The sequence below is a fragment of the Pantoea sp. RCC30.1 genome (genome assembly GCF_058148845.1).
The window spans coordinates 1-25,387 of record NZ_JBXUHX010000004.1; the positions used below are offsets into that span (position 1 = coordinate 1).

25 protein-coding genes and 1 riboswitch are annotated in these 25,387 nt (G+C 56.1%); of the genes, 13 read left to right on the forward strand and 12 right to left on the reverse strand.

Annotated features, from left to right (window positions below):
• Nucleotides 1-163: 163 nt before the first annotated feature.
• Nucleotides 164-619: a carboxymuconolactone decarboxylase family protein gene (locus AC2LB6_RS05195; protein ID WP_490092707.1), complete on the reverse strand. Its 456-nt coding sequence runs from the start codon at nucleotides 617-619 to the stop codon at nucleotides 164-166.
• Between the two features lie 57 nt (nucleotides 620-676).
• Here AC2LB6_RS05195 and pdxR point away from each other — a divergent pair, with 57 nt between their 5' ends.
• Nucleotides 677-2,113: a MocR-like pyridoxine biosynthesis transcription factor PdxR gene (gene pdxR, locus AC2LB6_RS05200; RefSeq protein ID WP_490092708.1), complete on the forward strand. Its 1,437-nt coding sequence runs from the start codon at nucleotides 677-679 to the stop codon at nucleotides 2,111-2,113.
• Here pdxR and AC2LB6_RS05205 read toward each other — a convergent pair.
• Entirely contained in the window at nucleotides 2,103-2,345 is a 243-nt protein-coding gene (locus tag AC2LB6_RS05205) for a DUF1158 domain-containing protein (protein ID WP_419140306.1), read from the reverse strand. The two genes, pdxR and AC2LB6_RS05205, sit on opposite strands and share 11 nt — an antisense overlap.
• A gap of 316 nt (nucleotides 2,346-2,661) precedes the next feature.
• On the opposite strand from AC2LB6_RS05205, the gene mntP reads away from it, so the two are divergent.
• Both mntP and azuC read left to right on the forward strand, forming a co-directional pair.
• On the forward strand, nucleotides 2,662-3,237 hold the full coding sequence (gene mntP, locus AC2LB6_RS05210) for a manganese efflux pump MntP (RefSeq protein ID WP_003852038.1): 576 nt from the start codon (nucleotides 2,662-2,664) through the stop codon (nucleotides 3,235-3,237).
• 117 nt (nucleotides 3,238-3,354) lie between these two features.
• Nucleotides 3,355-3,432, forward strand: a complete 78-nt coding sequence (azuC, locus tag AC2LB6_RS05215) for a stress response protein AzuC (protein WP_123809971.1) — start codon at nucleotides 3,355-3,357, stop codon at nucleotides 3,430-3,432.
• A gap of 246 nt (nucleotides 3,433-3,678) precedes the next feature.
• Here the strand turns inward: azuC and AC2LB6_RS05220 are convergent, their stop codons facing one another.
• Complete coding sequence (locus AC2LB6_RS05220) at nucleotides 3,679-4,581, reverse strand: LysR family transcriptional regulator (RefSeq protein ID WP_490092709.1); 903 nt, start codon at nucleotides 4,579-4,581, stop codon at nucleotides 3,679-3,681.
• Nucleotides 4,582-4,709: 128 nt separating this feature from the next.
• Between AC2LB6_RS05220 and AC2LB6_RS05225 the strand changes: the two genes are divergently transcribed.
• The 4 genes from AC2LB6_RS05225 to AC2LB6_RS05240 all read left to right on the forward strand — a co-directional run bounded on the left by AC2LB6_RS05225 (nucleotide 4,710) and on the right by AC2LB6_RS05240 (nucleotide 8,438).
• On the forward strand, nucleotides 4,710-4,973 hold the full coding sequence (locus tag AC2LB6_RS05225; RefSeq protein ID WP_490092710.1) for a DUF2798 domain-containing protein: 264 nt from the start codon (nucleotides 4,710-4,712) through the stop codon (nucleotides 4,971-4,973).
• 464 nt (nucleotides 4,974-5,437) lie between these two features.
• The gene (cspE, locus tag AC2LB6_RS05230; RefSeq protein ID WP_010671477.1) at nucleotides 5,438-5,650 is read left to right on the forward strand and encodes a transcription antiterminator/RNA stability regulator CspE; all 213 of its coding nucleotides are present in this window, start codon (nucleotides 5,438-5,440) and stop codon (nucleotides 5,648-5,650) included.
• 492 nt (nucleotides 5,651-6,142) lie between these two features.
• Entirely contained in the window at nucleotides 6,143-7,054 is a 912-nt protein-coding gene (locus tag AC2LB6_RS05235) for an alpha/beta fold hydrolase (protein WP_490092711.1), read from the forward strand.
• The gene (locus tag AC2LB6_RS05240; protein ID WP_490092712.1) at nucleotides 7,047-8,438 is read left to right on the forward strand and encodes a hypothetical protein; all 1,392 of its coding nucleotides are present in this window, start codon (nucleotides 7,047-7,049) and stop codon (nucleotides 8,436-8,438) included. Before AC2LB6_RS05235 ends, AC2LB6_RS05240 begins: the two co-directional genes overlap by 8 nt.
• A 19-nt stretch (nucleotides 8,439-8,457) precedes the next feature.
• Here AC2LB6_RS05240 and AC2LB6_RS05245 read toward each other — a convergent pair whose 3' ends face one another.
• Both AC2LB6_RS05245 and AC2LB6_RS05250 read right to left on the reverse strand, forming a co-directional pair.
• Nucleotides 8,458-9,810, reverse strand: a complete 1,353-nt coding sequence (locus tag AC2LB6_RS05245; protein ID WP_490092713.1) for an MFS transporter — start codon at nucleotides 9,808-9,810, stop codon at nucleotides 8,458-8,460.
• Nucleotides 9,811-9,981: 171 nt separating this feature from the next.
• On the reverse strand, nucleotides 9,982-10,884 hold the full coding sequence (locus AC2LB6_RS05250; protein ID WP_490092714.1) for a GntR family transcriptional regulator: 903 nt from the start codon (nucleotides 10,882-10,884) through the stop codon (nucleotides 9,982-9,984).
• A gap of 137 nt (nucleotides 10,885-11,021) precedes the next feature.
• Between AC2LB6_RS05250 and AC2LB6_RS05255 the strand changes: the two genes are divergently transcribed.
• A complete protein-coding gene (locus tag AC2LB6_RS05255) occupies nucleotides 11,022-12,050 on the forward strand; it encodes a zinc-binding alcohol dehydrogenase family protein (RefSeq protein ID WP_490092715.1) in 1,029 nt (342 codons plus the stop codon).
• Between the two features lie 17 nt (nucleotides 12,051-12,067).
• On the opposite strand, the gene AC2LB6_RS05260 is transcribed toward AC2LB6_RS05255, so the two are convergent.
• Nucleotides 12,068-12,988: a nucleoside hydrolase gene (locus AC2LB6_RS05260; protein WP_490092716.1), complete on the reverse strand. Its 921-nt coding sequence runs from the start codon at nucleotides 12,986-12,988 to the stop codon at nucleotides 12,068-12,070.
• A 117-nt stretch (nucleotides 12,989-13,105) separates the two neighbouring features.
• Nucleotides 13,106-13,181: riboswitch (Fluoride riboswitch) on the forward strand.
• A gap of 89 nt (nucleotides 13,182-13,270) precedes the next feature.
• Between AC2LB6_RS05260 and crcB the strand changes: the two genes are divergently transcribed.
• Both crcB and AC2LB6_RS05270 read left to right on the forward strand, forming a co-directional pair.
• Nucleotides 13,271-13,648 carry a fluoride efflux transporter CrcB gene (gene crcB / locus AC2LB6_RS05265; RefSeq protein ID WP_490092717.1) on the forward strand — a complete coding sequence of 126 codons (378 nt, stop codon included), beginning with the start codon at nucleotides 13,271-13,273 and terminating at the stop codon, nucleotides 13,646-13,648.
• A 132-nt stretch (nucleotides 13,649-13,780) separates the two neighbouring features.
• The gene (locus AC2LB6_RS05270) at nucleotides 13,781-14,596 is read left to right on the forward strand and encodes a sugar phosphate isomerase/epimerase family protein (protein WP_490092718.1); all 816 of its coding nucleotides are present in this window, start codon (nucleotides 13,781-13,783) and stop codon (nucleotides 14,594-14,596) included.
• On the opposite strand, the gene AC2LB6_RS05275 is transcribed toward AC2LB6_RS05270, so the two are convergent.
• The 3 genes from AC2LB6_RS05275 to AC2LB6_RS05285 form a co-directional block, all read right to left on the reverse strand.
• The gene (locus tag AC2LB6_RS05275) at nucleotides 14,593-15,198 is read right to left on the reverse strand and encodes an alpha/beta hydrolase (RefSeq protein ID WP_490092719.1); all 606 of its coding nucleotides are present in this window, start codon (nucleotides 15,196-15,198) and stop codon (nucleotides 14,593-14,595) included. The genes AC2LB6_RS05270 and AC2LB6_RS05275 overlap by 4 nt on opposite strands.
• Nucleotides 15,199-15,221: 23 nt before the next feature.
• Complete coding sequence (locus tag AC2LB6_RS05280; protein ID WP_490092720.1) at nucleotides 15,222-16,163, reverse strand: glutathione S-transferase family protein; 942 nt, start codon at nucleotides 16,161-16,163, stop codon at nucleotides 15,222-15,224.
• A gap of 98 nt (nucleotides 16,164-16,261) precedes the next feature.
• The gene (locus AC2LB6_RS05285) at nucleotides 16,262-17,167 is read right to left on the reverse strand and encodes a LysR family transcriptional regulator (RefSeq protein ID WP_490092721.1); all 906 of its coding nucleotides are present in this window, start codon (nucleotides 17,165-17,167) and stop codon (nucleotides 16,262-16,264) included.
• 152 nt (nucleotides 17,168-17,319) lie between these two features.
• Between AC2LB6_RS05285 and AC2LB6_RS05290 the strand changes: the two genes are divergently transcribed.
• Nucleotides 17,320-18,444: a GNAT family N-acetyltransferase gene (locus AC2LB6_RS05290; protein WP_490092722.1), complete on the forward strand. Its 1,125-nt coding sequence runs from the start codon at nucleotides 17,320-17,322 to the stop codon at nucleotides 18,442-18,444.
• Here the strand turns inward: AC2LB6_RS05290 and AC2LB6_RS05295 are convergent.
• Nucleotides 18,441-20,273 (reverse strand): ABC transporter ATP-binding protein, encoded by a 1,833-nt coding sequence (locus tag AC2LB6_RS05295; protein WP_490092723.1) that lies wholly within the window; start codon nucleotides 20,271-20,273, stop codon nucleotides 18,441-18,443. The two genes, AC2LB6_RS05290 and AC2LB6_RS05295, sit on opposite strands and share 4 nt — an antisense overlap.
• 72 nt (nucleotides 20,274-20,345) lie before the next feature.
• Between AC2LB6_RS05295 and AC2LB6_RS05300 the strand changes: the two genes are divergently transcribed.
• Nucleotides 20,346-20,846, forward strand: coding sequence for a GNAT family N-acetyltransferase (locus AC2LB6_RS05300; protein ID WP_490092724.1), 501 nt, complete (start codon nucleotides 20,346-20,348; stop codon nucleotides 20,844-20,846).
• Between the two features lie 35 nt (nucleotides 20,847-20,881).
• Here AC2LB6_RS05300 and AC2LB6_RS05305 read toward each other — a convergent pair whose 3' ends face one another.
• Complete coding sequence (locus AC2LB6_RS05305) at nucleotides 20,882-21,799, reverse strand: sugar ABC transporter substrate-binding protein (protein ID WP_490092725.1); 918 nt, start codon at nucleotides 21,797-21,799, stop codon at nucleotides 20,882-20,884.
• A gap of 420 nt (nucleotides 21,800-22,219) precedes the next feature.
• On the opposite strand from AC2LB6_RS05305, the gene AC2LB6_RS05310 reads away from it, so the two are divergent.
• Nucleotides 22,220-23,611, forward strand: a complete 1,392-nt coding sequence (locus AC2LB6_RS05310; protein WP_490092726.1) for an MFS transporter — start codon at nucleotides 22,220-22,222, stop codon at nucleotides 23,609-23,611.
• Between the two features lie 501 nt (nucleotides 23,612-24,112).
• Here the strand turns inward: AC2LB6_RS05310 and AC2LB6_RS05315 are convergent.
• The gene (locus AC2LB6_RS05315; protein ID WP_031593052.1) at nucleotides 24,113-25,123 is read right to left on the reverse strand and encodes a hypothetical protein; all 1,011 of its coding nucleotides are present in this window, start codon (nucleotides 25,121-25,123) and stop codon (nucleotides 24,113-24,115) included.
• Between the last annotated feature and the right edge of the window lie 264 nt (nucleotides 25,124-25,387).

The following is a 25,387-nucleotide window of genomic DNA, read 5'->3' on the forward strand; positions in this document are numbered from 1 at the left end:
ACAGTTCGGAATTATTTAATTAGCTGAAATTTAGCGATTTATTATGCAGTAAGGAATAACAGGAATCGGGGTAAGAGAGCCTGAATAGTCGCTTGTGTAAAAATAATGTTACATTTTTGTGAGTCTGAAAATGCGTGCGCACCGGCGCACGCATCGGATCCACTTATGACTGATTCACGCTGGCAGGTCGCTTTTTCAGACTTATCGCCATGCGGTTATAGGTGTTCATCAGACCAATCGCGATATTCAGGTCAACAATCTCCTTTTCACTGAAGTGGGCTTTCAGTGCGTTATAGCAATCGTCTGGCGCGCCCTGCTGAGCAATCAGCGTCAGGCATTCAGCCCAGTGCAGGGCCGCCTTCTCTTTATCACTGAACAGCGTGCCGGATTCATGCCAGACCGATGTCAGTACGATCTTATCCCAGCTCATACCCGATTTATTTAGCGCTTTGGTATGCATATCAATGCAGTAGGCGCAGCCGTTAATCTGGGATATGCGCAGGAACAACAGTTCCAGTAAAGTGAGCGGCAGATCGGTTTGTGCCAGATAACTGTATACGCCGCCCAGCGCTTTCATGCCTGCCGGTGCTGCACTGTGAAAATCGATACGTTCACTCATCTTAATGCCTCCTGGGATTGATGAGGCGATTTTCGGCCTTTCAATGGAGCAGATAAAGTGCCAAAAAATGAGAGTTTGACTGGTCCATCGCCGCTTTCTACGTTGACACTGCAGCGCGGCACATCACGCGGCCTCAGCGAGCAATTGCGCCAGCTGATTGAACAGGCGATTGGTGAAGGGCGTTTACGGCCCGGCGCGCGTCTGCCCTCCTGCCGTGATCTGGCAGTGCAGCTCGGCGTAGCGCGCGGCACCGTTCGTGCCAGCTATGACATGCTGGTTGATGGTCAGTTTCTGCAGGCCAGAGGCGCGGCGGGCACTTTTGTCAGCGCATTACCGCCGTTAAAACCGACCGGCGCCAATACTGAACGTCTGCTGCTGGAGGGCATAGAAGAATATGACGCGGCACCGCTGACCTTTCAAATGGGCATTCCGGCCAGCGATGCGTTTCCGGCAAAAGTCTGGCTGCGCATCCTGCAGCGTCAGGCGCGCATTCAGGTCAGCAGACCGGCCAGCTATCCCGATCCGCGCGGTAGCGTAGCGCTGCGTCAGGCGCTGGTGGCCTACCTCGCGGTGGCGCGCGGCCTGCGCTGTCAGGCGGACCAAATCATTATTACCAGCGGCTATGCGGGCGCAATGGGTCTGATTGGGCTGGCGATGGACTTTCAGGGCAAAAAGGCCTGGCTGGAAGATCCCGGATTCTGGGTGGCACGTCGCGCGGTTGAAGCGCTGCGTGTCACGCCGGTTGCCGTGCCGGTTGATACCGAAGGGTTGCAGGTGCAGGCCGGGATTGCCCGTGCACCGGAGGCCGCTTTCGCGCTGGTCACGCCGGGACAGCAGGCACCGCTTGGCATGACGATGAGCCTCGCGCGCCGCCATGAATTGCTGAACTGGGCCAGCCGGGAGCAGCGCTGGATAATCGAAGATGACTATCTCGGCGAGCTTCAGCCCGGTAACCGCGCGGCTCCGGCACTCGCGGCGCTCGACAGCGAGGGGCGGGTGTTGCACATCGGCACCTTCAGCAAGACGCTGACGCCGCAACTGCGGCTCGGTTTCATGGTGGTGCCGCCCGCGCTGACGGCCCGGTTCGGCGAGGTCTGCGCGTTGCTTTCGCCTGCGTCCTCAGGATTGCTGCACAACGCGGTGGCGGAGTTTCTGCGGGACGGACACTTTATGCGGCATCTGCGGCGCATGAAGCGCGTCTATCATGAGCGACTGGAACAGATGATCGCGGCGCTCCAGCCTCACTTTCCCGACCTGCAACGCGCCGGGCTGGCGGTGATTGTCCGCTTACCCGCCGGTAGTGCGGATGAGGCCATTGCGCAGCAGGCGGTAGAGTGGGGCATGGCCCCCTCGCCGCTGTCGATCTGGTATCAGCAGGCCGATCAGCGCGGTGCGGGTCTGGTGCTGGGCGCGGCACATCTGCCGCGTGAAGGTTACGCGTGCAGCGCCGAACGGCTAAAAGCGCTGGTCGATGCGCAGGTGGTCAGCCTCTGAACCAGCGACGCCAGACAAAGCGGATAACAAAAAACTCCAGTGTGCCCAGCAGCAAAAACCAGACGCAAAACACCACCGTGTAGAGCTGATTCAGATCCTGTAAATGGAACATCTGCAAAAGATGCTGCGCCACCGTCACGCTAAAGGCGGGCGCGGGCAGAAGCAGCGCCGAGAGAAAACCCAGCAGCAAAATGCCGCCAGGCACAATCAACGTCTCAAAAGGGTTATTCATAACCGGTATCCCATATTTATCAGCCCGGCATTTTCCGGTAATCAGCGACACGGTTCAATGGTGGCGTGCGGCAATGCAGGCATCCGATGCGTTGAAGGGCCAGGGAAAAGGTCAGAAAATGCTTTAGCACCATCGACTTAGCGCGATTCATAGCGAATGATAAGAGTTATAGCCTTTGCTATACTTAAATCCCTGATTTTACTGTCTTTTTATATCAGCCTTTGCGTGATAGACTGCGCCCACTTTTTCATAACTGAACACTTTGTGTGGTGGATTCAGCGTGAATTGCCGCTTTTTCGCCCCAGGTGAATAAATCATGACCTTTATTGCCACTTTAATTCTTGCGCTGGGTATGTCGATGGACGCCTTTGCCGCTGCGCTGGGCAAAGGTGCCACATTGCATCGTCCTGGTTTTAAAGAAGCGCTGCGTACCGGTCTGATCTTCGGCTCTATTGAAGCGCTGACCCCGCTGATTGGCTGGGCACTTGGCCTGGCAGCCAGTCGTTACATCATGGCGTGGGATCACTGGGTTGCCTTCACCCTGCTGGCATTTCTGGGTGGCCGTATGATGATGGAAGGTTTCCGTCAGACTGCCGTTGCAGAACCCTGTGAAGCTCCGCAAAGTCATGGCTTTATGGTCCTGGCGACCACTGCCGTCGCGACCAGCCTGGATGCGCTGGCGGTCGGTGTCGGTCTGGCTTTCCTGCAGGTGAACATCATCACCACCGCGCTGACCATTGGTGCCGCCACCACGGTGATGGCGACGACCGGCGTATTAGTTGGACGCTTTATCGGTCCGGTACTGGGCAAATGGGCGGAAGTGCTGGGTGGCGTGGTTTTAATCGCCGTCGGCTCCACCATTCTATTGCAGCATCTTGGCTACACCGCCTAGGGCCTTTGCACATAAAAGCGTCATTTTTGTGATCTGGTTCAAATTTATTTGCTGTTAAAACGCTCAGGGGCTATACTTTTTCGGTATATCTTCAACTAAATTTGAATCAGGTATTCTATGAAACGCATTATTAAACACGTGTTCCGCGCTTACGTTGAGACGTTCAAACACGTACCGCCGGGTGCCATGTACTAAGTACCCCGCAAGAAACCCTCGATAATCGCGGTCAGGGATCGACCTGTGATTATCACCTTTTCTGCCTCTGCTGTTTTAAAGCCGTGTTTTTGCACTTCTGGTCTATCTGGCTAGCTATTAACTCCCTTCTTCTTTTGATTTCCCCGCTTTATGGCGATGAAACTGCTTCTCTATCTGGCGGTGACGCACCTGCTGAGATTCCCATCAAAATGCGGACAATTTTTGCCTGCCAAAAGCACTCCTGTCTTAAATCGCATCTGCTAAAAATTCAATAAATGTCCGTACTTTCGAATTCAGTGCCGAACGTTCGGTGACACAGGCATAGATATTCATCGGCAGGGACTCAATGTTGCTCTCGCCACTGTGATCTGACCAGGACAAAGGCCTTAGCAGACCGCTGTCTATCAGTGGCTGAGCAACAAAGCTTGCCAGGCGGGCAATGCCGCCGCTGTTTACAGCTATCTTTGCAATAATATCAATATCATCGCTGATAAAACTGGGATTGAGTTTTGCATTAACAGGCTGTCCGTTGACCATAAACGTCCATGGCAGAAACCGTCTGTCGGTGGGATAGCGGAAAACCAGGCAGGCGTGCTGGCTAAGTTCTCCAGGCGTCTGAGGAGTGCCAGCTCGATCAAGGTAAGCGGGAGCCGCACAGAATATAAAAGGTAGCGATGCGATTTTTCTGGCGATCAGTTGATCATTCAGCTGTGCTTCGATGCGGATACTGACATCGACGCCTTCCAGGCGATGATCAACGTTGCGATCAGTACTGATCAGTTCAATATCTATATCGGGGAAAGATGCTTTGAAAGCGGGCATAAGGGGAGCCAGAACATACCGACCAAACGCGGCTGTCGTAGCGATACAGAGTGGCCCCTGCGGTTTGGCTTCATTCGCAGCAGCCTGCGAGGCGAGTTCGATATCATGTGGGATGTGACGGACTTTCTCGAAATAGCGTTTACCATTTTCCGTTAAGATCATGCTGCGGGTGGTGCGCGATAGCAGTCGCACGCCCAGATGCGCTTCAAGACGTGAAAGACTCTGGCTTACTGCTGCCGGACTCATACCTTTAGCGCGTGCCGCCGCTGCAATACTGCCGTTTTCCACCACGCGGATAAAAGTGCTAATCAGCCCTAAAACGTCCATCGTATCCCCAACCGTTTATTCGTCACTTTTACTTAATAATGATTAAAGCATAACCGCTCTACACCCCCCCTCATAAGCTTGTTAAATTAGCCGCAGTTTTATCTACTTTTGTTAAACAGGATAATCAGATGACTGATGCTACAACAAAAAAAATCTTACGAACTCGCCTGCCGGTGCGCTCGGCACCTTACATATTTGCGCTTTATATGGCGATCATCATGGCGTTCCTGATGAGTCTTGTCATCACGTTAGCCGAATTCGGAATGGGGCCTCATTACATGACAAATGTGATGAATGCTTACCGGGTCGCTATGCCAGCGGCTTTCTTTTGCATACTGGTTGTCCGCCCCGTTGTTATCCGGCTTGTAGGATTGACCGTTCACGGTCACTGAGACATGCAGCAGGTAAGCTCACAGATGAGGAGGGCGAAGAAATCCCTTCGCTGGCCGTGCGGAAATTTTTACGCGATGTGACATGACTGGCTCTGTTTATTTTTAAGCATCAACGTTCAATCGGCACCGTCATTATAACGGGGTTGACCTGCACCTTTTCGCACACAGCGGAGCGGAAGCGCTTCCTGACTCATCAACATATAATGGCCATTCAGCCATCTGAGCGTTTAAATGGTTAAAATAAATAAACATATACATTGCTAAATTATTATCGCTATGTCTTAATACGTCATCGGTTTGGAACACAGACCTTATGAAAGCAGTTTTAGTAAAGTAGTCTTCAGTTCAAGTGTTATCCACAGATATCCTTCTTCGAAAGCCTCTTCCTAAGTGCCCAATAAGTAAATCTCTAACTACAGGCCATCTTCGCCGCTCTTAGTGGCTAATCGATTAAGGAAATATCTATGTCTAATAAAATGACTGGTTTAGTAAAATGGTTTAATTCAGATAAAGGTTTTGGCTTTATTACTCCTGATGATGGCAGCAAAGATGTATTCGTGCATTTCTCTGCTATCCAGGGTGATAACTACAAAACGCTTGATGAAGGTCAGAAAGTCTCCTTCACCATTGAAAATGGCGCTAAAGGCCCTGCAGCTGGCAACGTCACAGCGCAATAAATCGCGCTCATTATCAGCGACGCTTACAATAGCGATGAAGACATATGTCTGAGCAGATAAGTTCTGCTGATAATAAAATAAACCCGCCTTGTGCGGGTTTTTTATTGCCTGAAATTCGTATTACGCCTGGTCCGTTGAGCTGCTCATTATTTATTATTCCAAGCCGCTGTTAATCATCTCTTTATAAGCCATAAGCGGACTTTGCTAAACGTAAGTCAGTTCCCCTGAGGCGCATTACTGATTGTCAGCAAGTAATCCATTTCTTTTGCTAACGCTGGATATCGGGCGTTGAATTTAAAGCGATACTCCTCAAGTTTTTCAGTTATTGCCTTCCCGCTTACACCAGACAGATCCCCGCCAGACTTCATCACCCGCAACGTCAGCGACTTCTCATGCTAAACCCCATACTTTTTCACACCATCACGCGGATAAGCCGCCTCCCACCCGATCCCGTCCTACACTGAATTATTCTCCCCAAACCAGGAGCAGCGGATGATCCAGAAGCATCGACGAAAACAGGCAGCGATTGTGGCAGGTGTTGGATTGGGTGTGGCGGCCACGTTATGGTGCAGGAAACGCTGGCGGCAGCTTAAGGAGACGCCGCCGGTGTCTCCACACAGCCATCACGCCGGTCTGGCCGGTTATTATCAGCAGATTGGTGACTGGCGAATGTTTACCCGCGTTACGCCCAATGAGGATCAGGGACTGCCGGTGGTGCTGGTCCACGGTCTGGTCATGTCGGGCCGGGCGATGGAGCCGCTGGCACTGGCGCTGGGTCGCGACTATCACGTGCTGGTGCCGGATCTGCCCGGTTTTGGGGCCAGCACGCTCCCACCTTCCGCACCAATCATGACGGTAGATCAGCAGGCGGATGCGCTCTGGCTCTGGCTGCAGCACAACGGTTTTCAACGTGCCATCTGGGTAGGCAACGCCTTTGGCTGCCAGATTCTGGCGGCGCTGGCGGTGAAATATCCGCAGGCGGTGGCGGGGCTGGTGCTGCAGGGGCCGACAGTGGATCGCCATGCGCGCAGCCTGACACGGCAGCTGTGGCGTAACTGGCGTAATACCGGACTGGAAGGGCATCGCTCGCCGGGTGCGCTGGCCCGCATTGATTATGCCAAAGCGGGACTGCGCCGTGCGTTTGGCACGCTGCGCGTCATGATGCGCGACCACATCGAACATCGCCTCACTTACATCAATGCGCCGACGCTGCTGCTGCGTGGTTCGCGCGATCCGATCTGCCCGGCGCGCTGGCTGGATGAACTCGCCGCGCTGATGCCGCGCAGTGAACGCCTGACGCTGCGAGACGGCACCCATACGTTGCACTACGTCTATCCGTGGAGTTTTTGCAACGCCATCCGCCCCTTCCTGGCGCGCATTCAGCAGGAGAATCAGCATGAGTAAACCGCCCAAGGGCATCGCCCGTTTTGACTCTGCCGCCGCCATGCTGCTGGCGCTGGCGAATGCGCTGCACGATCGTCCCTTTGCCAGCCCAAGTCAGTCACCGACGCTCGACCGGCTGCTCCCCTCGCTGAATCGTCTGCCGACCGGGCTGCGTGAGTGGGGCTATGCGCTGGGCGGTATGGCAGAGGGTATTAGCCTGCGCCAGGCGGGTGAGCTGGATATAGAAGGCATCGCTGAATGGATGGTGAGTGAGTACCCACAGCAGGATTATCCGGCAGCTTTTATCGGCTCGTCAAACGGCGCGCTGGTGCATCTGGCGTCGGCGATGAACGTGCCGTGGCTGCCGCAAACTTTTCTCTGCCCGGTACGTGCCGCCAGCAACGATCCCGATGATGCCGAGGCGAGTTTTGAGCAGGGCAAAGAGGTGGCCGCCGCGCTGCTGGCCGCCTGGCCACGGCTGGCAGTTCACCACATGCACGACCCGAATCAGGACCGCCTGATGCTCGATCAGATGCGTTATTTCCGGCTGAAACTGCGCGAACTGCCGCTGGCCTTCAACGAATTTCTGATGGGGAGCCTGCCCGCCGGTTCCACGCTGTTTATCAATCACTGCACCCAGCAGTGGCCGGTGACGCGTACCAGCGATCGCTCGTTCTTTCAGTTTGGAGCGCCGGGCGGGGCCAGCGAAAAAGAGTTTATGCAGGGCGGTCCGCGCGTGGCGGAATATCTGGCGCGCTATGGCGTCGATCTTGAGCGCTGGACACCGCCAGCCATCACTGATCGGGTGCCCGAAGCGGAGTGGGGGCTGGATGGTTATCTGATCGCGCCGCTGAAAAAACTGGCCGAAGCGCAGAACTGGAAGCTGATGGAGATTCGCTATGAAGACCCGGAAGCGATGAGTTATGTGGTGGCGGAGATCTACCGCGACTGGTATCTGGCGGCGGGAATTTTACCGACCCGGCTGACGGTGGACAGCTTCCTGCTGATGGATCCGTGGTGTACGCAGCAGCAGCAGTCGATTCCGTTCTGGCTGAGCTTCAGCAGCGAATCCTCGGCGTTAGCACTGCAACGCTTCCTCGAAAAACAGCCGCCGTTCCGCAACATCGACATGATGCTCTTTTCTCACGGCACCGACAGTATCGGGCTGGCGGAAATTGATCGCTGGCGAGGGCTGCTGTCCCATGCGCGTGATGAGGGGGTCTTAATCGGGGTGGATGAAGAGCGGTACCCGCGTGACTTCGCGACGTTTGCCCGCTTCGACTCGGCGCTACGGGAACGGGCACCGCTACTGCCACCACCGCCACCGCTCAACGCGGAGAAGGTGATGTCAGGTATTCAGCGTTACGGTGCGAAACATGGTGTCACGCTGACGGCGCTGACGTAGCCGCCGCGCCGTCCTGGGATTATTCGCCGTCGGTGATCGGCTGGCGCACCAGCAGCAGGTAGGCGAGTGCGCCAACCAGCGTCACGCAGGCACAAATCATCAGCGCCAGGCTGAACGATTTGGTGGTGTCGAGCACCCAGCCGGTGATGACTGGCGCGAATGAGGCGAAGATAAAGCTGGCGAAGTTCTGGATACTGCCGACTGAGGCGGTCATGCGGGCGGTGACGTTGGCATGAATCAGCCCCCAGCACGACGTGCCGGCAAAGTGGATACAGAACAACGCCATGCCAATCAGCGTCACGGCGCTGGTGGTATCGGTCGCGCGGGTCACTACGGCGGTGAATCCGGCTGACAGCAGCATCCCGCTGACGATGCAGACTTTACGGGTTTTTACCGCATTAAAGCCACGACGCACCAGTGAATCAACCACATAGCCATTTAGCAGCATGCCCGCCGCACCAAACAGGAACGGAATCGCCGCCAGCAGGCCGGTGCTTTTCAGATCGAGGTGATAGGTGGACTGCAGGTAGCCGGGCAGCCAGGCGATGTAGAGCCACGCGGTGTAGTTGATACCGCTGAAGCCAATCATCATGCCCCACATGGTCCGCTGCTTAAACAGGCCGCGCCACTCTTTGAAGCTGATCGGCTCTTTACGTGACGCCACACTGCCGGCCTGCAGATAGTGGATCTCTTCAGCGCTCAGTGTGTTGTTGTCGCGGTCGCGGTAAATCATATACCAGCCGATAGCGAGGAACATGCCGAGGATACCGATGGTGACAAACATGCCACGCCAGCCCATCACCAGCATCATCGCGGCCAGAATCGGCGGAGCCACCGACAGTCCAATCATCGAAGCTGCATTAAACATCCCCATCGGCATGCCGCGATCTTTAATATTGAACCAGTCGTTGATCACTTTCACGCCGCACGGGTTCATCGGCGCTTCGCCAATCCCGAGGCCGATGCGCACCAGGATGAACTGGGTGAAGTTATGCACCAGGCCAGAGGCGGCCTGGAACAGCGACCAGATGAACATGCCGATACCGAGCATAATGCGCGGCCCTTTACGATCCAGTAGCGCGCCGCACGGCAATTGCGCCAGGCCATACGCCAGCGAAAAGGCGGAGAGCAGGAAGCCAATTTCGGTGGCGCTTAGCCCCATCTCGTCGCGGATGGTCATATTCGCGACCGACAGCGAGCTACGATCCAGATAGTTGATGATGGCAGCGAACAGCAACAGCAGCATCGCCGTAATCTGCACCTTACGGATGCGCGGTGAACGTATCACGTCGCTGCGCATCGGCACGAAATCCTGGTCTGATGGCGTGTCGCCGGTCACGCTGTCGCGGCCGGTTACTGAGGTCTTTTCCATTGCACTCTCCCGAAACTGGGTACTTATCGTTATGGTGAGAAAGGGGTCTGCGCGCAGCGGCAAAAGGCCGCCGTGACGTTGCAGTCGAGACTAAGAGCAAAGGGTTAAGGATGTTGCAAAGATGTTTCTGAATCGTGCGGGAGCTAATGCTTTGTGGTTTTTAATCGGTTTTTAATTGTACTGACCGATTGAGCGCACCATCGAGGTTTTGGCGGTCGCCAGATGGTTATGTAATGCACAGAGCGCGTCGATATCCTGACGGCCAATCAGGGCGGTCAGAATCGCCATATGCTCCTCCAGCGCGACAATATTGCGCTGCTTGAGATCGCTTTCATCCCACTGATAATGTGAATGAAAGATCACTGAGATAATCTCCAGTGACTGATTAAAAAAGGGGTTGTTAGCGGCGGATAAAATCAGCGAATGCATCTGACGGTCCAGCGCAGCAAAGTGGCGATAGTTGCTGGCGATGGTGTCGCGCATCGATCGGTGACGATCCAGCAGATCCCGCGCCTGCACCCAGCGCTCATCGCTGGCGGGCAGATTCAGGAAGCGGCTCAGGGCGTGGGTTTCCAGCATCTCGCGCAGTTCAAACAGCTTCTCGGCGTAATCCTGAGTGAATTTTTTCATACGCCACTGGCCGCGTTTCACCGGTTCCAGCAGGTCATAACGCATAAAGCGCAGCAGAAATTCGCGCACCACCACCGGACTGACTTTCACCTGCTGCGCCAGTTGCAGCTCGCTAAACGTATCGCCGGGCACCAGCTGCCGCTGGTTAATCATATTAAAAAACATCTGCTCAAAGTGACTGGCCTGCTGCTCAATCGGCGGCGTTAAAGCGTTAAAACTGTCATCTTCACGGGGATCGCGCACGATTACGTAGGTTTGATCCACTTTATCCAGTACGCCGCACTGATGCAGATAGTGCAGGGTATGACGCACCGTGGTCCGGCTGATATTGAACATCTCGGCCAGCGCGGCCTGCGGCGGCAGGGGCGAACGAATATGACGCTGAGCAATACTCTCCAGCATCTGATTGATGACGTTCTGACGCAAATTCTGGCTGCGGCTCATCTCACTCTCCGGTTTTTTATGCATTAAAAACCATTCAAAGCCCAAAAAAATCGCCGTGCTTCACACTTCCCGCAAACGAAAGCCGCGCAGCAAGCAGGATTCGCCATAACTGCCTGCAGGACAACCGGAGAATCACCATGACAACAATGAAAGCACTGGTCATCGCTGAACCACGTAAGATGGTCTGGGCCACCCGCGACACCCCCGTACCTGCTGCTGGCGAGGCGCTGATTAAAATCCTTACCGCCGGGATCTGCGGCACTGACATCCACGCCTGGTCCGGCAATCAGCCGTTCTTCAGCTATCCACGGGTGCTGGGCCATGAAATCTGTGCCGAAGTGGTGGCGCTGGGTCAGGACGCCGCGGGCTTTCAGCCAGGCCAGCGGGTCGCGTTAATGCCCTACATCTCCTGCCTGCGCTGCGACGCCTGCCAGAGCGGCAAGACCAACTGCTGTGAGCAGATCTCGGTCATTGGCGTGCATCAGGATGGTGGTTTCTGCGACTACTTAAGCGTACCGGTCAGCACGCTGCTGGCGGTGGATGAGGTTGCTCCGGAAGCGGCCGCGCTGATTGAGCCGTTTGCCATCAGCGCCCATGCCGTGCGTCGTGCCGGAATCGTGGCGGATGAGCAGGTGCTGGTGGTAGGTGCCGGACCGATTGGGCTGGGTGTTGCCGCCATTGCCGCCGCCAGTGGCGCGCAGGTGGTGGTGGCGGACACCAGCGAATTCCGTCGCCAGCATGTTGCTGACCAGCTTGGCCTGGCAGCACTGAATCCGGCTGATGAGGCGTTTTATAATGCGCTACGCGAGCAGTTTGGTGGCCGTCTGGCCCTGAAAGTGATCGACGCTACCGGCAGTCCGGCGGCGATGAACAATGCGGTCAACCTGATGCGGCACGGCGGCACGATTGTTTATGTTGGCCTGCACAAAGGCGATCTGGTCATCCCGGATAGTGAATTCCACAAAAAAGAGACCACGCTGATGGGCAGTCGCAATGCCACCCGCGAAGATTTCGACCGGGTGAGTACGCTGATGGCCAGCGGCCAGCTTCGCGCCGAAATGATGCTGAATCACCATCTGGCTTTCTCCACGCTGGATGAAACCTTCGAGGCGCAAATCATCAACAACCGCGAGCTGATCAAAGGCGTGATTCACTTCGACCGGTAACGCGGTCAGCCAGCGCTTCAGGGCGCGGTGAGGGTCTCAAAGAAGTGCGCCCGCACCGCGTCGGCATCCACGCCGAGCGCGATACGCTGGGCGGGCAGACCGGCAAAGGGATTCTGACGGGATGCCAGCGCGCTCAGTTTACGCACCGTCTGACCGCAGGCGATGTCCTCCGTGATCACCCGCAGCGGACTTTCAGTGAGGGTAAAGGCCTGCGGCAGCGTCAGCCACGCCACCGCCAGGGTGTCGTGCAACGCCATACCGTCGAATCCCTCTTTCTCCAGACTGTAAGCCAGGTAAGGGCGACAGATAGCGCTCAGCACCGGCTGGTTCAGACGCTGAACCTCATCGGCACTGATCAATACCTTGTGCGTGACATCCAGCGGGATCACCACCACATTGAGCGCCGAGGCGAGCACCTGATCGGCGGCGTGTGGATCTTTCCAGATATTGAATTCGCTGAAAGGCGTCACGTTGCCGCTGTGGCCGTCGGTGCCAAACGCACCCCCCATAATTACCAGCTCTTTCACCAGCGGAATAATATCCGGCGCCTGATTAATGGCCGTAGCGATATTGGTCAGCGGGCCAATTGCCACCAGAGTGATCTGATGCGGCTGCGCCCGCACGCTGTCGATAATAAACTGCACAGCGCCTGGAGCCTCATCGCTGCAGGCATTATCAAACGCGTCGCCCAGCCCATCTTCACCGTGCAGCCTGGCGGGCGCAGAGGGTGCCAGCGACAGCGGTCGTGAACAGCCGCGATAGACCTCCGCGTTAATCGCCATTTTGTCGCAAAACAGCCGGGCGTTTTTCACCGCCTGCCCCACCGCCACGTTACCAAATACGGTGGTAATCCCCAGCAGATGCTGCGTCCGCGCCGCATAAGCCAGCGCAAAGGCATCATCCACGCCGATATCAGTATCAAAAATCAGGGTACGCATAGGGTCTCCGCAACAGGCTGTAAACCATCAGCATTACCCCGCCAGCGGGCAGGGCGTCAAGCGATTCAGCCGCCACGAGCACACGCTTGCCAGCCTGAAACAGGCGTCGTATTATCACCGGCTCAAGGTGATGGCGTGCCACCTTTCCCAACCGCCGGTGGGTTTAACACCGGCTGATGACGCCTGACACTCAATCCTTTCGCGGGAGCTGAGGTGTCAGGCGCAGTTTATCTCTGCCTTTCCCCCCTCAGCCCGGCATTACTCTGTAATCAGGAGCAAGACATGTTTAAACCGTTACTGGCTGTGATGATCGGTGGCTCTGTCGGCTGTGTACTGCGCTGGCTGTTCGCGATGCGCTTTAATGCGCTCTTTCCCAATCTGCCGCCGGGCACACTGCTGGTGAATCTGATCGGCGGTCTGGTGATCGGCGGGGCGATGGCCTGGTTTGTCCGCCATCCCGGGATCGACCCGATCTGGAAACTGCTGATCGTCACCGGACTGTGCGGCGGGCTGACCACTTTCTCCTCGTTCACTGCGGAATTAATGGGGCTGCTTCAGACAGGCAAATATCTCTGGGCGATGGCCAGTGCGCTGGTGCATGTGATCGGCTCGCTGCTGATGGCGTTTGCCGGTTTCGCACTGGTCACGCTGCTGGGCTGACCCGGCGAATCGGCGCTTGTCATAACGCTTAAGAGGTAGATACTGTTTCAGGTTTTACGCCCGCGCCGCCCTGTGCGCGCGGGCGTAACGCTGAATGTCACCGATTATTCCGGACGATTAAGGAGCCGAGCAATGCGAACTAACCCCACCTTCCTTAACCTGGTGTTGTTAAACGGTGAACCCGGCCAGAAACTGCAGGCGGCGCGTGACGCCGGTTTCGATCAGGTAGAGATCTGGCGTGAGGATGTCGAAGCATGTGAAGGCGGCGCGGTGGCACTGGCTGAGATCGCCGCCCGGCAGGGTCCAGGCTTCACTAATCTGCAGGTGCTGCGCGATTTTACCGGCGCACCCGGTACGCTGCGCGGAAAGAAGCGCGAGGAGCTGCGCCAGTTTATCCGAATCGCTCAGGTGCTGGGCTGCGACACCATTCAGGCACCGGCCAGCACCCGTGAGGATTGCTGCGCCGACCAGATTGATGATGATCTGCGCTGGATGGCCTCTGAAGCTGCGCGCTACAACATGCGCATCATGTATGAACCGATGGCCTGGTGCAGCGTGGACAACACGCTGCCGCTGGCGTGGCAGCGACTTCAGCGGCTCGACCAGCCCAATATCGGGCTGGTGGTCGATCTGTTCCACATCTGCGCGCTGGGCGGCGACGCCTCACAGCTGGACGGCATTCCCGCCGAGCGCATTTATGAAGTGCAGCTGTGTGATATGGCCGCCGTTCCCGCGCAGGATAAGCAGAGCCTGATGGCGATGGCGAAGCACCAGCGTCTGCTGCCCGGCGATGGGATTATCGACGTTGAGCACTTTGTCGATAAACTCAAAAGCGCGGGCTATCAGGGGCCGGTGGGAATCGAAGTCTTTAACGATGCGCTGAAACGCCTGCCGCCCGACGTCGCTGCACGTCACGCCTGGCAGGCGTTAACCCGCTGCTGGGGTTAATCCTGTAAGCACTGCCCGATAAACGCGGCGGCATGCATCGCACCCTGGGCGGAAATGGTGTGGCCGGTGGCGGGTTCAAAGCGCGCGTCGACCGGCACCGAGGCTGCCCGGAGTCGTGCTGCGGCAGATTCGCTCTCCTGCCACGGGATCACCTCATCGACCTGACCGTGGATCAACAGCGCGGGCACATGAGCCTGCGGGGTAAATTCACCCTCAACCGCCAGACGACCGGAAAAGGCGACCACGCCCGCCAGCGGATAACGGCCAGAAGCCAGCGCATCCAGCGCCATGATCGACCCCTGAGAGAAGCCCACCAGCACCACATCCTGCCAGCGATCGGCGAAGCCGTGCTGCGCGACAATCTCGTTCAGTGTCGCATCAAACGCCGCCCGCGCGGCCCGTACCCGTCCCGGCCGGTTCTCTGGCGTCACGTCCTCCAGGCTGAACCACTGCCAGCCAAAACCGGCGGGAAAACGTTCGGGCGCATTGGGTGAGGCAAAAATCACATCCGGCAACAGCGTCGCCCAGTGACGGCCAATCGGAGCCAGATCGTCGCCGTTACTGCCCACGCCATGCAGAAAAATCACCAGTGCTTTTGCCATTATTGCTCCTTTAGCTTATGCCCTTATAAATGGTATTCACTCATATCCGGGCCAGCCGGAACGATCCCGTTCGGATTCAGCGCCTTGATCGAGTAATAACCCTGTTTAATGTGATCGATATTGACCGTCTCACGCACGCCGGAGACCGACAACATGCTCTTAAGATAGCGATTCAGCAACGTATAGTCGCGTATCCGGCGCAGATTGCATTTGAACAGGCCATGATAGGCGACGTCAAAGCGAATCAGGGTCACGAACAGGCGAATATCGGCTTCAGTCAACCGTTCGCCCAGCAGGAAGGTGCGACCATCGCCGAGCAGGGCTTCCAGTTCGTCGAGTTGGCTGAAAACGTCATTAAACGCCTGCTGATAGCTGATGGATGTCGTCGCGAACCCGGCGCGATAGACACCGTTATTCAGACGCGGATAGAGGCTCTCATTCAGCGCATCAATCCCGGCGTGCAGCGCGGCGGGATAGAGGTCAATGTGGTTATCGGCCAGATCGCCAAAGCCGCTGTTAAACATGCGGACGATGTCAGCGGACTCGTTGTTAACGATGGTGCCGGTTTTCTTGTCCCACAGCACCGGTACGGTGGCGCGGCCGGTGTAATCAGGCACGACGCGGGTATAGATTTCATGCAGATATTGCGCGTTATTCAGCGGGTCCGGCTGCGCACCGGGAAAATTGCCAAAGCGCCAGCCCTGGGCACCAAGTTGCGGCTCCACCACCGTCACGCTAATCAGCGACTCCAGACCTTTGAGTTTACGGGCCATCAGGGTGCGCGACGCCCATGGACAGATCAGCCCGACATAGAGATGGTAACGATCGGGTTCGGCCGCGAATTCAGTGGAGCCATCGCTGCTGATAAAATGCCGGAAGCCGGACGTCTGACGGACGAAGCCGCCCTGTTTATCGGTAGCCTGCACCGGATGCCAGTCACTACTCCATTTGCCTTCTACTAACATCGCGCGACTCCTCTGTGATTAGAGAAGTAGCTTAACTGATGCCGAAACGGCTGATAATCCGGTCCTGAAGACAATCATTTATTCCAATATGGAATAAATCACGCCAGTGGAAAGTGGGCGAAATGCGTCACCAGAAAGTCGATAAGCAGGCGCGCCCGGTGTGCCAGATGGCGGGCAGGCGGATAGACCGCAAACAGGCCCAGCGGCGGCGTTCCGAAATTCTCCAGCAGCCGGACAATCTCACCACGTTGTAGCGCCGGGGCCGCAATAAAACCGGGCAGACGCGCGATGCCTAATCCGGCGCTGGCGGCCTGCAGGCAGGCTTCTGTATTGGCGAAGCGCAGACGCCCGCGCACCGGTACGGTGACAATCTCGTTGCTGCCGTCGCCGCTGGCAAACGGCCAGTGCCAGGGATCGCGAAAATTGGTATCGATAATGCACTGGTGATGTTCCATTTCACGCCAGTGATGCGGCGTGCCGAACTGCTCCAGATAGACCGGTGAGGCGGCGATGCGCACATGCACTTCGCCCAGCTTGCGTGCTACCAGGCTGCTGTCGCTAAGGGTGCCGATACGGATCGCCATATCAAACCCCTCATCGACGATATTCACGGCCCGGTCTGAAAAGCTGACATCCAGTTCAATCAACGGATAGCGCCGGGCAAACGCCACCAGCACCTGTGAGAGCACCGCCGTGCCAAAGGAGCCGGGCGCGCTGATTTTCAGTCTGCCGGTTGGCGTGGTGGCGCTTTCACGCACGCTGGCATCCAGCGTCTCAAACGCATCAAGCAGGTTCTTTACCCGCTCATAATAGCTGCGCCCGACATCGGTGGGCGACAGGGCGCGCGTGCTGCGCTTAAACAGCTGGACGCCGAGCTGCTGCTCCAGCTTTGAAACCAGCTTGGACGCCTGACTGCTGCTGGTGCCGAGGCGTAACGCCGCCGCCGAAAAGCTGCCGGTTTCCAGCACTGTGACAAACATCCGGTCACAATCGAGTCGATCCATGGCGATGTCCTGTGGAGATCCTGGGGTGATAAAGTCGCAGTATAGAAGCTGTGCTCCACTGATGCAGCCTTCACTTTGCGTGCCTTTACCCTTTCGCTGGCGCGGAAAACCTGCTTGACTGACTCTCTGCCCGACGTTCTCTGGAGTAATTCATGTCGCTGATTCACCTGACGTCACTGGCGGAGATCCCGGCCGCCGAGTGGGATGCGCTGTTGCCTGATGACCAGCCTTTTTTGCGCCACGCCTTTCTGCTTACCTTAGAAGAGAGCGGCAGCGTGCGGCCCGAAGCGGGCTGGCAGCCCGATCACCTGCTGTGGCGGGAGGAGGGCGTGACCCGCGCCGCGCTGCCAGGCTACCGCAAACGCCATTCACAGGGCGAGTACGTCTTTGATCACGCCTGGGCGGATGCCAGCCAGCGCGCCGGGATCCGCTATTATCCGAAATGGCTGGGCGCGATACCCTTCAGCCCGGTCAGCGGCGCGCGCCTGCTGGGTGAAACCGCTGCCGCCGCGCAACTGCTGTCGGCCCTGCCGGAGAGCCTGTTACAGCAGGGGTTAAGCGGCGCGCACATCAACTTTACCGATGCGCAGGCTAACCAGCTGCTGGCCGATCAGCCCGACTGGCTCTCCCGGCTCGGTTGTCAGTATCACTGGCATAACCGTGACTACCGCGATTTCCAGGATTTCCTTGATACGCTGATGTCACGCAAGCGCAAACAGTTGCGTAAAGAGCGTGAGCAGGTGGCGCAGAGTGGCTTTGAGTTTGACCGCTACCTGGGCTACCAGCTGCGCGAAGATCAGTGGGATTTTGTCTACACCTGTTACGCCAACACCTATGCGGTGCGCGGTCAGCGTCCCTATCTGACGCGTGACTTTTTCAGCCTGCTGGCGGAACGCATGCCGCAGAATATCGTGGTGGTGATCGCCCGCTTACAGCAGCAACCGGCGGCGATGGCCTTTTATCTGCGGGACAGCCACTCGCTCTATGGCCGCTACTGGGGCTGTCTGGCGGAATTTGACCGGCTGCACTTCGAAACCTGTTTCTATCAGGGGATGGATTTAGCCCTTGATGAAGGGCTGATGCGCTTTGATGCGGGCGCTCAGGGTGAGCACAAACTGGTGCGCGGCTTTGAGCCGCAGATCACCCACTCCTGGCACTATCTGCTGCATCCCGGCCTGCGCGATGCCGTGTCAGATTTCCTGGTGCAGGAGCGGGAAGGCGTGCGCGGCTGGGCGGAAGAAGCACGCGACGCCTTACCCTATCGACGCGGCGATTAATCGATGCCGACAAAACCGCCGGTCTGATGCTGCCACAGACGGGCATAAAGACCGTTCTGCGCCAGCAGTTCGTGATGGCTGCCCATCTCGGCAATACCGCCTTTATCCAGCACCACCAGTCGATCCATCTTCGCGATGGTCGACAGGCGGTGTGCGATGGCTATAACGGTTTTACCCTGCATCAGTGACTCCAGGCTCTCCTGAATCGCCGCTTCCACTTCGGAGTCGAGCGCCGAGGTAGCCTCATCCATGATCAGAACCGGCGCATCCTTCAGCAGCACGCGGGCAATCGCCACACGCTGACGCTGACCACCCGACAGTTTCACGCCGCGCTCGCCCACGTGCGCATCCAGCCCTGTGCGGCCCAGTGAATCGGAGAGCAGCGGAATAAACTCATCGGCGCGGGCGCGTTGAATCGCCAGTTGTAATTCCTCCTCGCTGGCGTCAGGACGGCCATAGAGCAGATTTTCACGGATTGAGCGGTGCAGCAGCGAAGTGTCCTGGGTGATCATGCCAATCTGGCTGCGCAGGCTCTCCTGCGTCACGGCAGCGATATCCTGTTCGTCGATCACGATACGGCCACCGTTCAGGTCATAGAGGCGCAGCAGCAGGTTCACCAGCGTCGATTTACCGGCGCCCGAAGGACCAATCAGACCAATCTTCTCGCCCGGCTTGATGTCGAGGTTAAAACCGTTGATCACCTGACGGCCACCGCCATAATCGAAGCGCACATCCTCAAAACGGATGTTGCCGCGTGTCACCTTCAGCTGTTTCGCCTGCGGGGCATCCTGCACGCTCAGCGGCTGCGCAATGGTTTTCAGGCCATCCTGTACCGTGCCGATATTCTCAAAGATGCCGTTGACCACCCACATGATCCAGCCAGACATATTCACCAGGCGGATAACCAGACCTGTCGACAGCGCAATCGCCCCGACGCTGATCAGCGACTGGCTCCATAACCAGAGTGCCAGCCCGGAAGTCGAGACAATCAGCAGGCCGTTCAGCGCCGACAGCGTCAGATCCATGCTGGTGACCATGCGGCCAGCGTGCTGGGTTTTTTCAGTCTGCTCCTGAATCGCCTCACGCGCATACTGACGTTCCAGATCGCTGTGGGCGAACAGCTTGATGGTCGCGATATTGGTATAGCCATCAACAATGGTGCCCATCAGCTTAGATCGTGACTCCGAGGAGACCACAGAGCGTGCTTTGACGCGCGGCACAAAGAAACGCAGCGAGGCGCTGTAGGCCACCATCCAGATAATCAGCGGAATCATCAGCCGCCAGTCGGCACCGGCAAACAGCACCAGTGAGGTCACGGCGTAGATCAGCACGTGCCAGATCGCGTCTACAAGCTGCACCGCAGAATCACGTAGTGAACTGCCGGTCAGCATAATGCGCTGGGCGATGCGGCCCGCGAAATCACTCTGAAAGAAGTTGAGGCTCTGGCGCAGCACGTAGTTGTGATTCTGCCAGCGGATCATGCTGGTCATGCTCGGGCTGATGCTCTGATGCACCAGCATGTCGTGCAGGGCGATAAAAATCGGCCGCAGAATCAGCGCCACCGCCGCCATCCACAGCAGTATCGGCCAGTTATCCTGAAACAGGCTGGTGGGCGTAGAGTGATTGACCATATCGATAATGCGGCTCAGATAGCTGAACAGCGAGACTTCGATCAGGGCGCCAGCCAGCCCCACCACCAGCAATGCCGCAAAACTTGGCCAGACCTGCCGCAGATAGTAGAGGTAAAACGACCAGACCGTTGAGGGGGGCGAGTCGGTGGGCGCATCATGAAAAATATTGATAAAACGCTCAAAACGGCGATACAACATAGCGATACTCTTTCCGTCCGGTAAAGAGCTACAGCTTAGTGCATGAACCCCGTTCGGCTAAAAGGAGAAAATATGGAAATCATTATTCGGGCACGGGAACCGCAGGATGCCGCCGCCTATCAGCGACTCTACAGTCATCCCGACGTCTATCCCTGGACGCTGCAACTGCCGTTTCCCAGCGTTGCCACCTGGGAGAAAAAAATCGCCAGAATGGATGCCGAAGGGTTTATCGCCTTTGTCGCGGAGATCAATGGCGTGCTGGCCGGTGAGCTGACGCTGTTCGTGGATAATAAGCCTCGCACCCGCCACTGCATCAGCTTTGGGCTGGGCGTGCATCCCGATTACGCCGGTCGCGGCGTCGGTGAGCGCCTGATCCGCACCGCAATGGACTATTCCCGCAACTGGCTGGGCATTACCCGTATGGAGCTGGAGGTATTTCACGACAACGATCGGGCGCTGCGGCTCTATGAGCGGCTGGGCTTTGAGCGGGAAGGGGTGATGCGGCAGGCCGCACTCCGCGACGGTCAGCTGCGCGATGTGGTGATGATGGCGAAGCTGCTGCATGAAAAGTGATAACCGGAGCGGCATCACTGCCGCTCCGTATTGCGTTACGGATTTTTATTGCTGTAGTGCTGCATGTTCTGCTGCGTCACCAGCTCAAACGGGATCCACTGGTGGGAGTCGACCTTCTGGCCTTTGATCATCTGCTGCGCCACCTCAACCGATTTCCTGCCCTGGCCCACGGCATCCTGGAACACCGTCACCGCCAGTCTGCCGCTCGCCAGCGCTTTCAGGCCATCCGGTGTGGCATCAATGCCGCCCACCAGAATGGTGTTCTTCGGCTTCGCCTGAGCAATCGCCATCGTTGCGCCAATCGCCATTTCGTCGTTGTTGGCGGCGACAATATCAATCTCTTCGCCATTCGACAGCCAGTTGAGCATTAAATCCATGCCCTCATTGCGCGCATAGTTGGCGGTCTGCTTCAGCACCACTTTCATGTCGGGATACTTTGCCACCACCTGTTCCACATCTTTGGTGCGCTGCAGCGCGCCCGCATCGCTGAGGTTGCCGATCATGATGGCGACTTTGCCACGATAACCGGCCTGCTTCGCCAGCGCCTCCATCTGCAATGTGCCCGATTCGCGTTCGTCAGAGCCGACAAACACCACGCCCGGCGGCAGGGTTTTATCGCCCGGAGAGCGGTTAACGTAGACCAGCGGAATATGCGCCTGCTGCGCCAGTCTGGTCAGGGCAGGCGTGCTGGCGGAGTCCACCGGATCGACAATAATCGCGTCCACGCCAGCGCTGATAAAGCTCTGCACCTGGTCGGTCTGACGACCTACGTCGCCGCGCGCATCTTCGAACTGCGCATCCAGCTGACGCACTTTGGCCTCTTTCTCAATCGACTGGCGAATAATGGTCAGGAAGTTCTGGTCGAAATAGGCCATCGAGACGCCGATCTTTTCTGCCAGCGCCGACGTGGAAAGAGAGAGCAGACAGAGTAGTACCCATGCACGTTTTTTCATTGGTGACTCCCGGGGCAAATCAAGTGGAATTTATTTTTCATTTATTATAAAAATGGAAAAGTGTGATCATTTGCAGCTTAGGAACTGCCGTCAGGTTTGACAACCGGCCCTTTTCACACTTGCTAGCGCCGCCACACTTTGCCGTGAAATCGCCACGTCATAGCTGGCCGCGCCAGTGAAATCCCCGACCTGGCGCACACTCTGGGGCAGAGAGCCGGAGCTTTTCGCGCTTTTGTGCAGCGCCGCACGGGCGATTGTGGTGGTTGCCAGAAAACCGCCTAATCGGACCAGGCGATCCCGACATCTGCACAATGACCGATAGTTAGCCTCCTACCTATATTTCCTGAAGCGGGAAATCTCAGCGTTATTCCTGAAAAAAAACTCGTGGCGCAACCTGCCGCTTTTTAAGGAATTCAGCTCATGCTTAAAGACCAAACGACTCACCGGACGTCTCATGTGCGCATCTGGATCCTCTGCCTGATCCTCTTTCTGTCGGTGGTGGCATACGCCGACCGCTCGATCCTCTCGATCTCCGGATCGGCGATCAAAGAGGAATTTGGATTGTCGGCGATCCAGCTCGGATTGATCCTCTCTGCCTTCAGCTGGGCCTATGTCATCGGTCAGATCCCCGGCGGACTGTTGCTTGACCGCTTCGGGGCCAAAAAAGTCTATGGCGTCACGCTGGCGCTCTGGTCCCTCTCCACGCTGGCGATGGGATTCGTGGGTGAGTTCTCCAGCGGCATGACCGGTGCGCTGATGCTGATGTTTGGGTTGCGCTTTATGCTGGGATTAATCGAGGCGCCCAGCTTTCCCGCCAATGCGCGCGTGGTGATTATGTGGTTCCCCGGCGCAGAGCGGGGACGGGCTTCATCGCTGTTCAGTTCGGCGCAATATTTTGCCGTCGCCATCTTCTCGCCGCTTTCAGGCTGGCTGGTGTCGCGCTTTGGCTGGGAATGGCCATTCTTTGTGCTGGGCGGCATCGGTTTGGTGGCGGTATTTGTCTGGGCGGCCTGGATGCGCGAGCCGCGCAATCACCCCGGCGTGTCGGAAAGTGAACTGCGCCACATCGTCGATGGTGGTGCGCTGGTAGATATCGATGCGGCCCAGACGCTGAAAGCGCGGCCACCGATCAGCAAAGCGATGTTCAGGAAGCTGCTCACCAATCGCATGCTCTGGTGCGCCTATCTCGGTCAGTACTGCATCATTGCGCTCAGCTACTTCTTTATCACCTGGTTTCCCATCTATCTGGTGCAGGCGCGCGGCATGAACATCATGGAGGCGGGATTCGCCACTATTGCTCCGGCGCTGTTTGGTTTTTTGGGCGGGATCAGCGGCGGTTATCTGTCAGACAAATTAATCGCCCGTGGCTGGAGCGTCTCCTGGGCGCGTAAAACACCCTATATCGTCGGCATGCTGATGGCGTCCAGCCTGGTACTGGCGGCGATTATTCCCGGTAACGGCGGCATTATCGCCATTATGTCCTTCGCCTTTTTTGGCAAAGGCATCGCGGCCGGAGCAGGCACCTGGACGGTGATCAGCGACACCGCACCGAAAGAGGCGGTAGGTCTGGCGGGTTCGATTTTTAACGGCATTGGCAATATCGCCGGTTTCACTACGCCGCTGCTGTTCGGCATCATCGTCGGGCTGACTGGCAGCTACAGCATCGGGCTGGCGTTTGTGGCGGCACACTGCGTGGTAGCGGCCCTGCTGTTCCTGCTGGTGATGGGACCGATTGAACGCGTTGGTGAAGAGAGCGATCGCCCGGCATCCTATAACAATCAGGAAAAAGAAGATGGCATTAAAGCAATGTAATGTGCTGATCAAAGGGAAGTTTCTGCCGCCGCAGCTGATAGAGAGCATTGAAAAGACGTTCACCGCGTTCCGGCTGTGGGAGGCGGGATCCAAAGAAAGACCCTTAGTTGAGCTATTGATTGTTAAGGTAAAAGCAGTCCAAATACAGCAAATAAGATATAACATGCGGTAGCCGCAAACCAAAAAAAAGAATAAATCTTCATCCAGGGGTATATCTTCTGTTTATTATTTTCAAAGAAATCATATCCGGGATCATTGATGGCAAGGTAGCTTATTTTCTTCCTGCGACTTAATTTTATGAAAAACCGTAAAACCGGAAATACTCCGAAGAAGCCAGTCATATAATAAAATGAACAGGGGCCGGGGAACGTATATTTCTCTCTGTAAGAAGAGACCAGATTATAATAATCCTGTCGTTTAATTAAATATATTATAAGCGATAGAATCAGAAGGCCGCATCCCAGCCCACCAAAAAATAATGAAGTACCAGCCAGCAATTTATTAGTTATCATAATATTCTGCAATTTTATTAATTATAGTTTCGACGCCTGAACTACCTGCAACACCACCGGCGACCGACCCTACAACTGCACATGCAACACCACCCGCGCCCGCTGTTGCTATTCCAATAGCCGCACAGCCAGCTAATGCGGCAGAGCTACCCCATACGCCACCCAACATCCCACCACCTGTAGTGAGAGCAAACTTTGAGTAGTCTTTAACGGCAATCTTCCCACATTCATCCTCACGCCCTTTGCTGCATGCATCAACCACATCATTAGTCGTGCCTGCAAAAGCGAATCCAATCCCGATGAGTCCGCCAGTCTTTAAAAAACGCGCAGCTCTGGCTGCGTTACCGACATAGTATGAATACCCTGGAATGCCACTTATCCCAACGGTAGACCATTCATGCACTATCGAGCGGCTGGAGAGATTTAATGCGCGCTTCATATTGTCATACTGCTGGAATTTTACAGTATAACGTGCAAGGGATTTTAACAGCGGCTTATTGACCAGCTCTTTAAGCTGCTGTAGTAGTTGATTACGCTCAACAAAGAATTGCTGGCCTATCAGAGAACCCTGTGTGCGGAACTGATTCTGGTAGCTGACTTCGATTTTTTTCAGAGTTTGTTCAATAGCACTAAAATATTTTTCACCCGCATCTCCTACAGTGCTAAAAATCTTGTCTCCGGCACCTGTCAGTGCGGCAATCGTTCCATAATTTTTTTGCATAAAACTGGCGTCATCGTCGTTCACTCCAATCAATGCCGCATTAGTTTTATTCTTAGCCTGGCGGAGCGTTGTCAGCATCTGCATTGTAAGCTGATTGGGTGTATCGGAGTCAGCCACAATCAGGATTTGCCCTGGCTTAAGATACGGAGTATCTGCATTAAGTTTCATAAACAGGCTGGTAGCGGGTGAACGTGTATCTCTGAATAGTTCCCGCGCCTGATATTCAAGTGTACCGGGACGTTCCACTACACAATATCCGGGGGCTAAGTTCTTCGCCATGCATCCATTCTCCGTCATTTAAAACAGGGTTATTATTTTATTATTAGTACCACTGCTAAGCAAAAAATATGCGTCATAAATATAAATAATTCTATTGAGTTACGCAAAAACTATTGTTTAGGGTTACGTGTGCTTTCAGTCACACTGACAGAGAATGTTCGAATCTTTGCTCTTGCAGTCAAGACGATCCATTAAGTCATAAATAATCCGTTTAACGATCTGGCTGTTAAGGGAAAATCCATAATCTTCCATGGATGATTATGG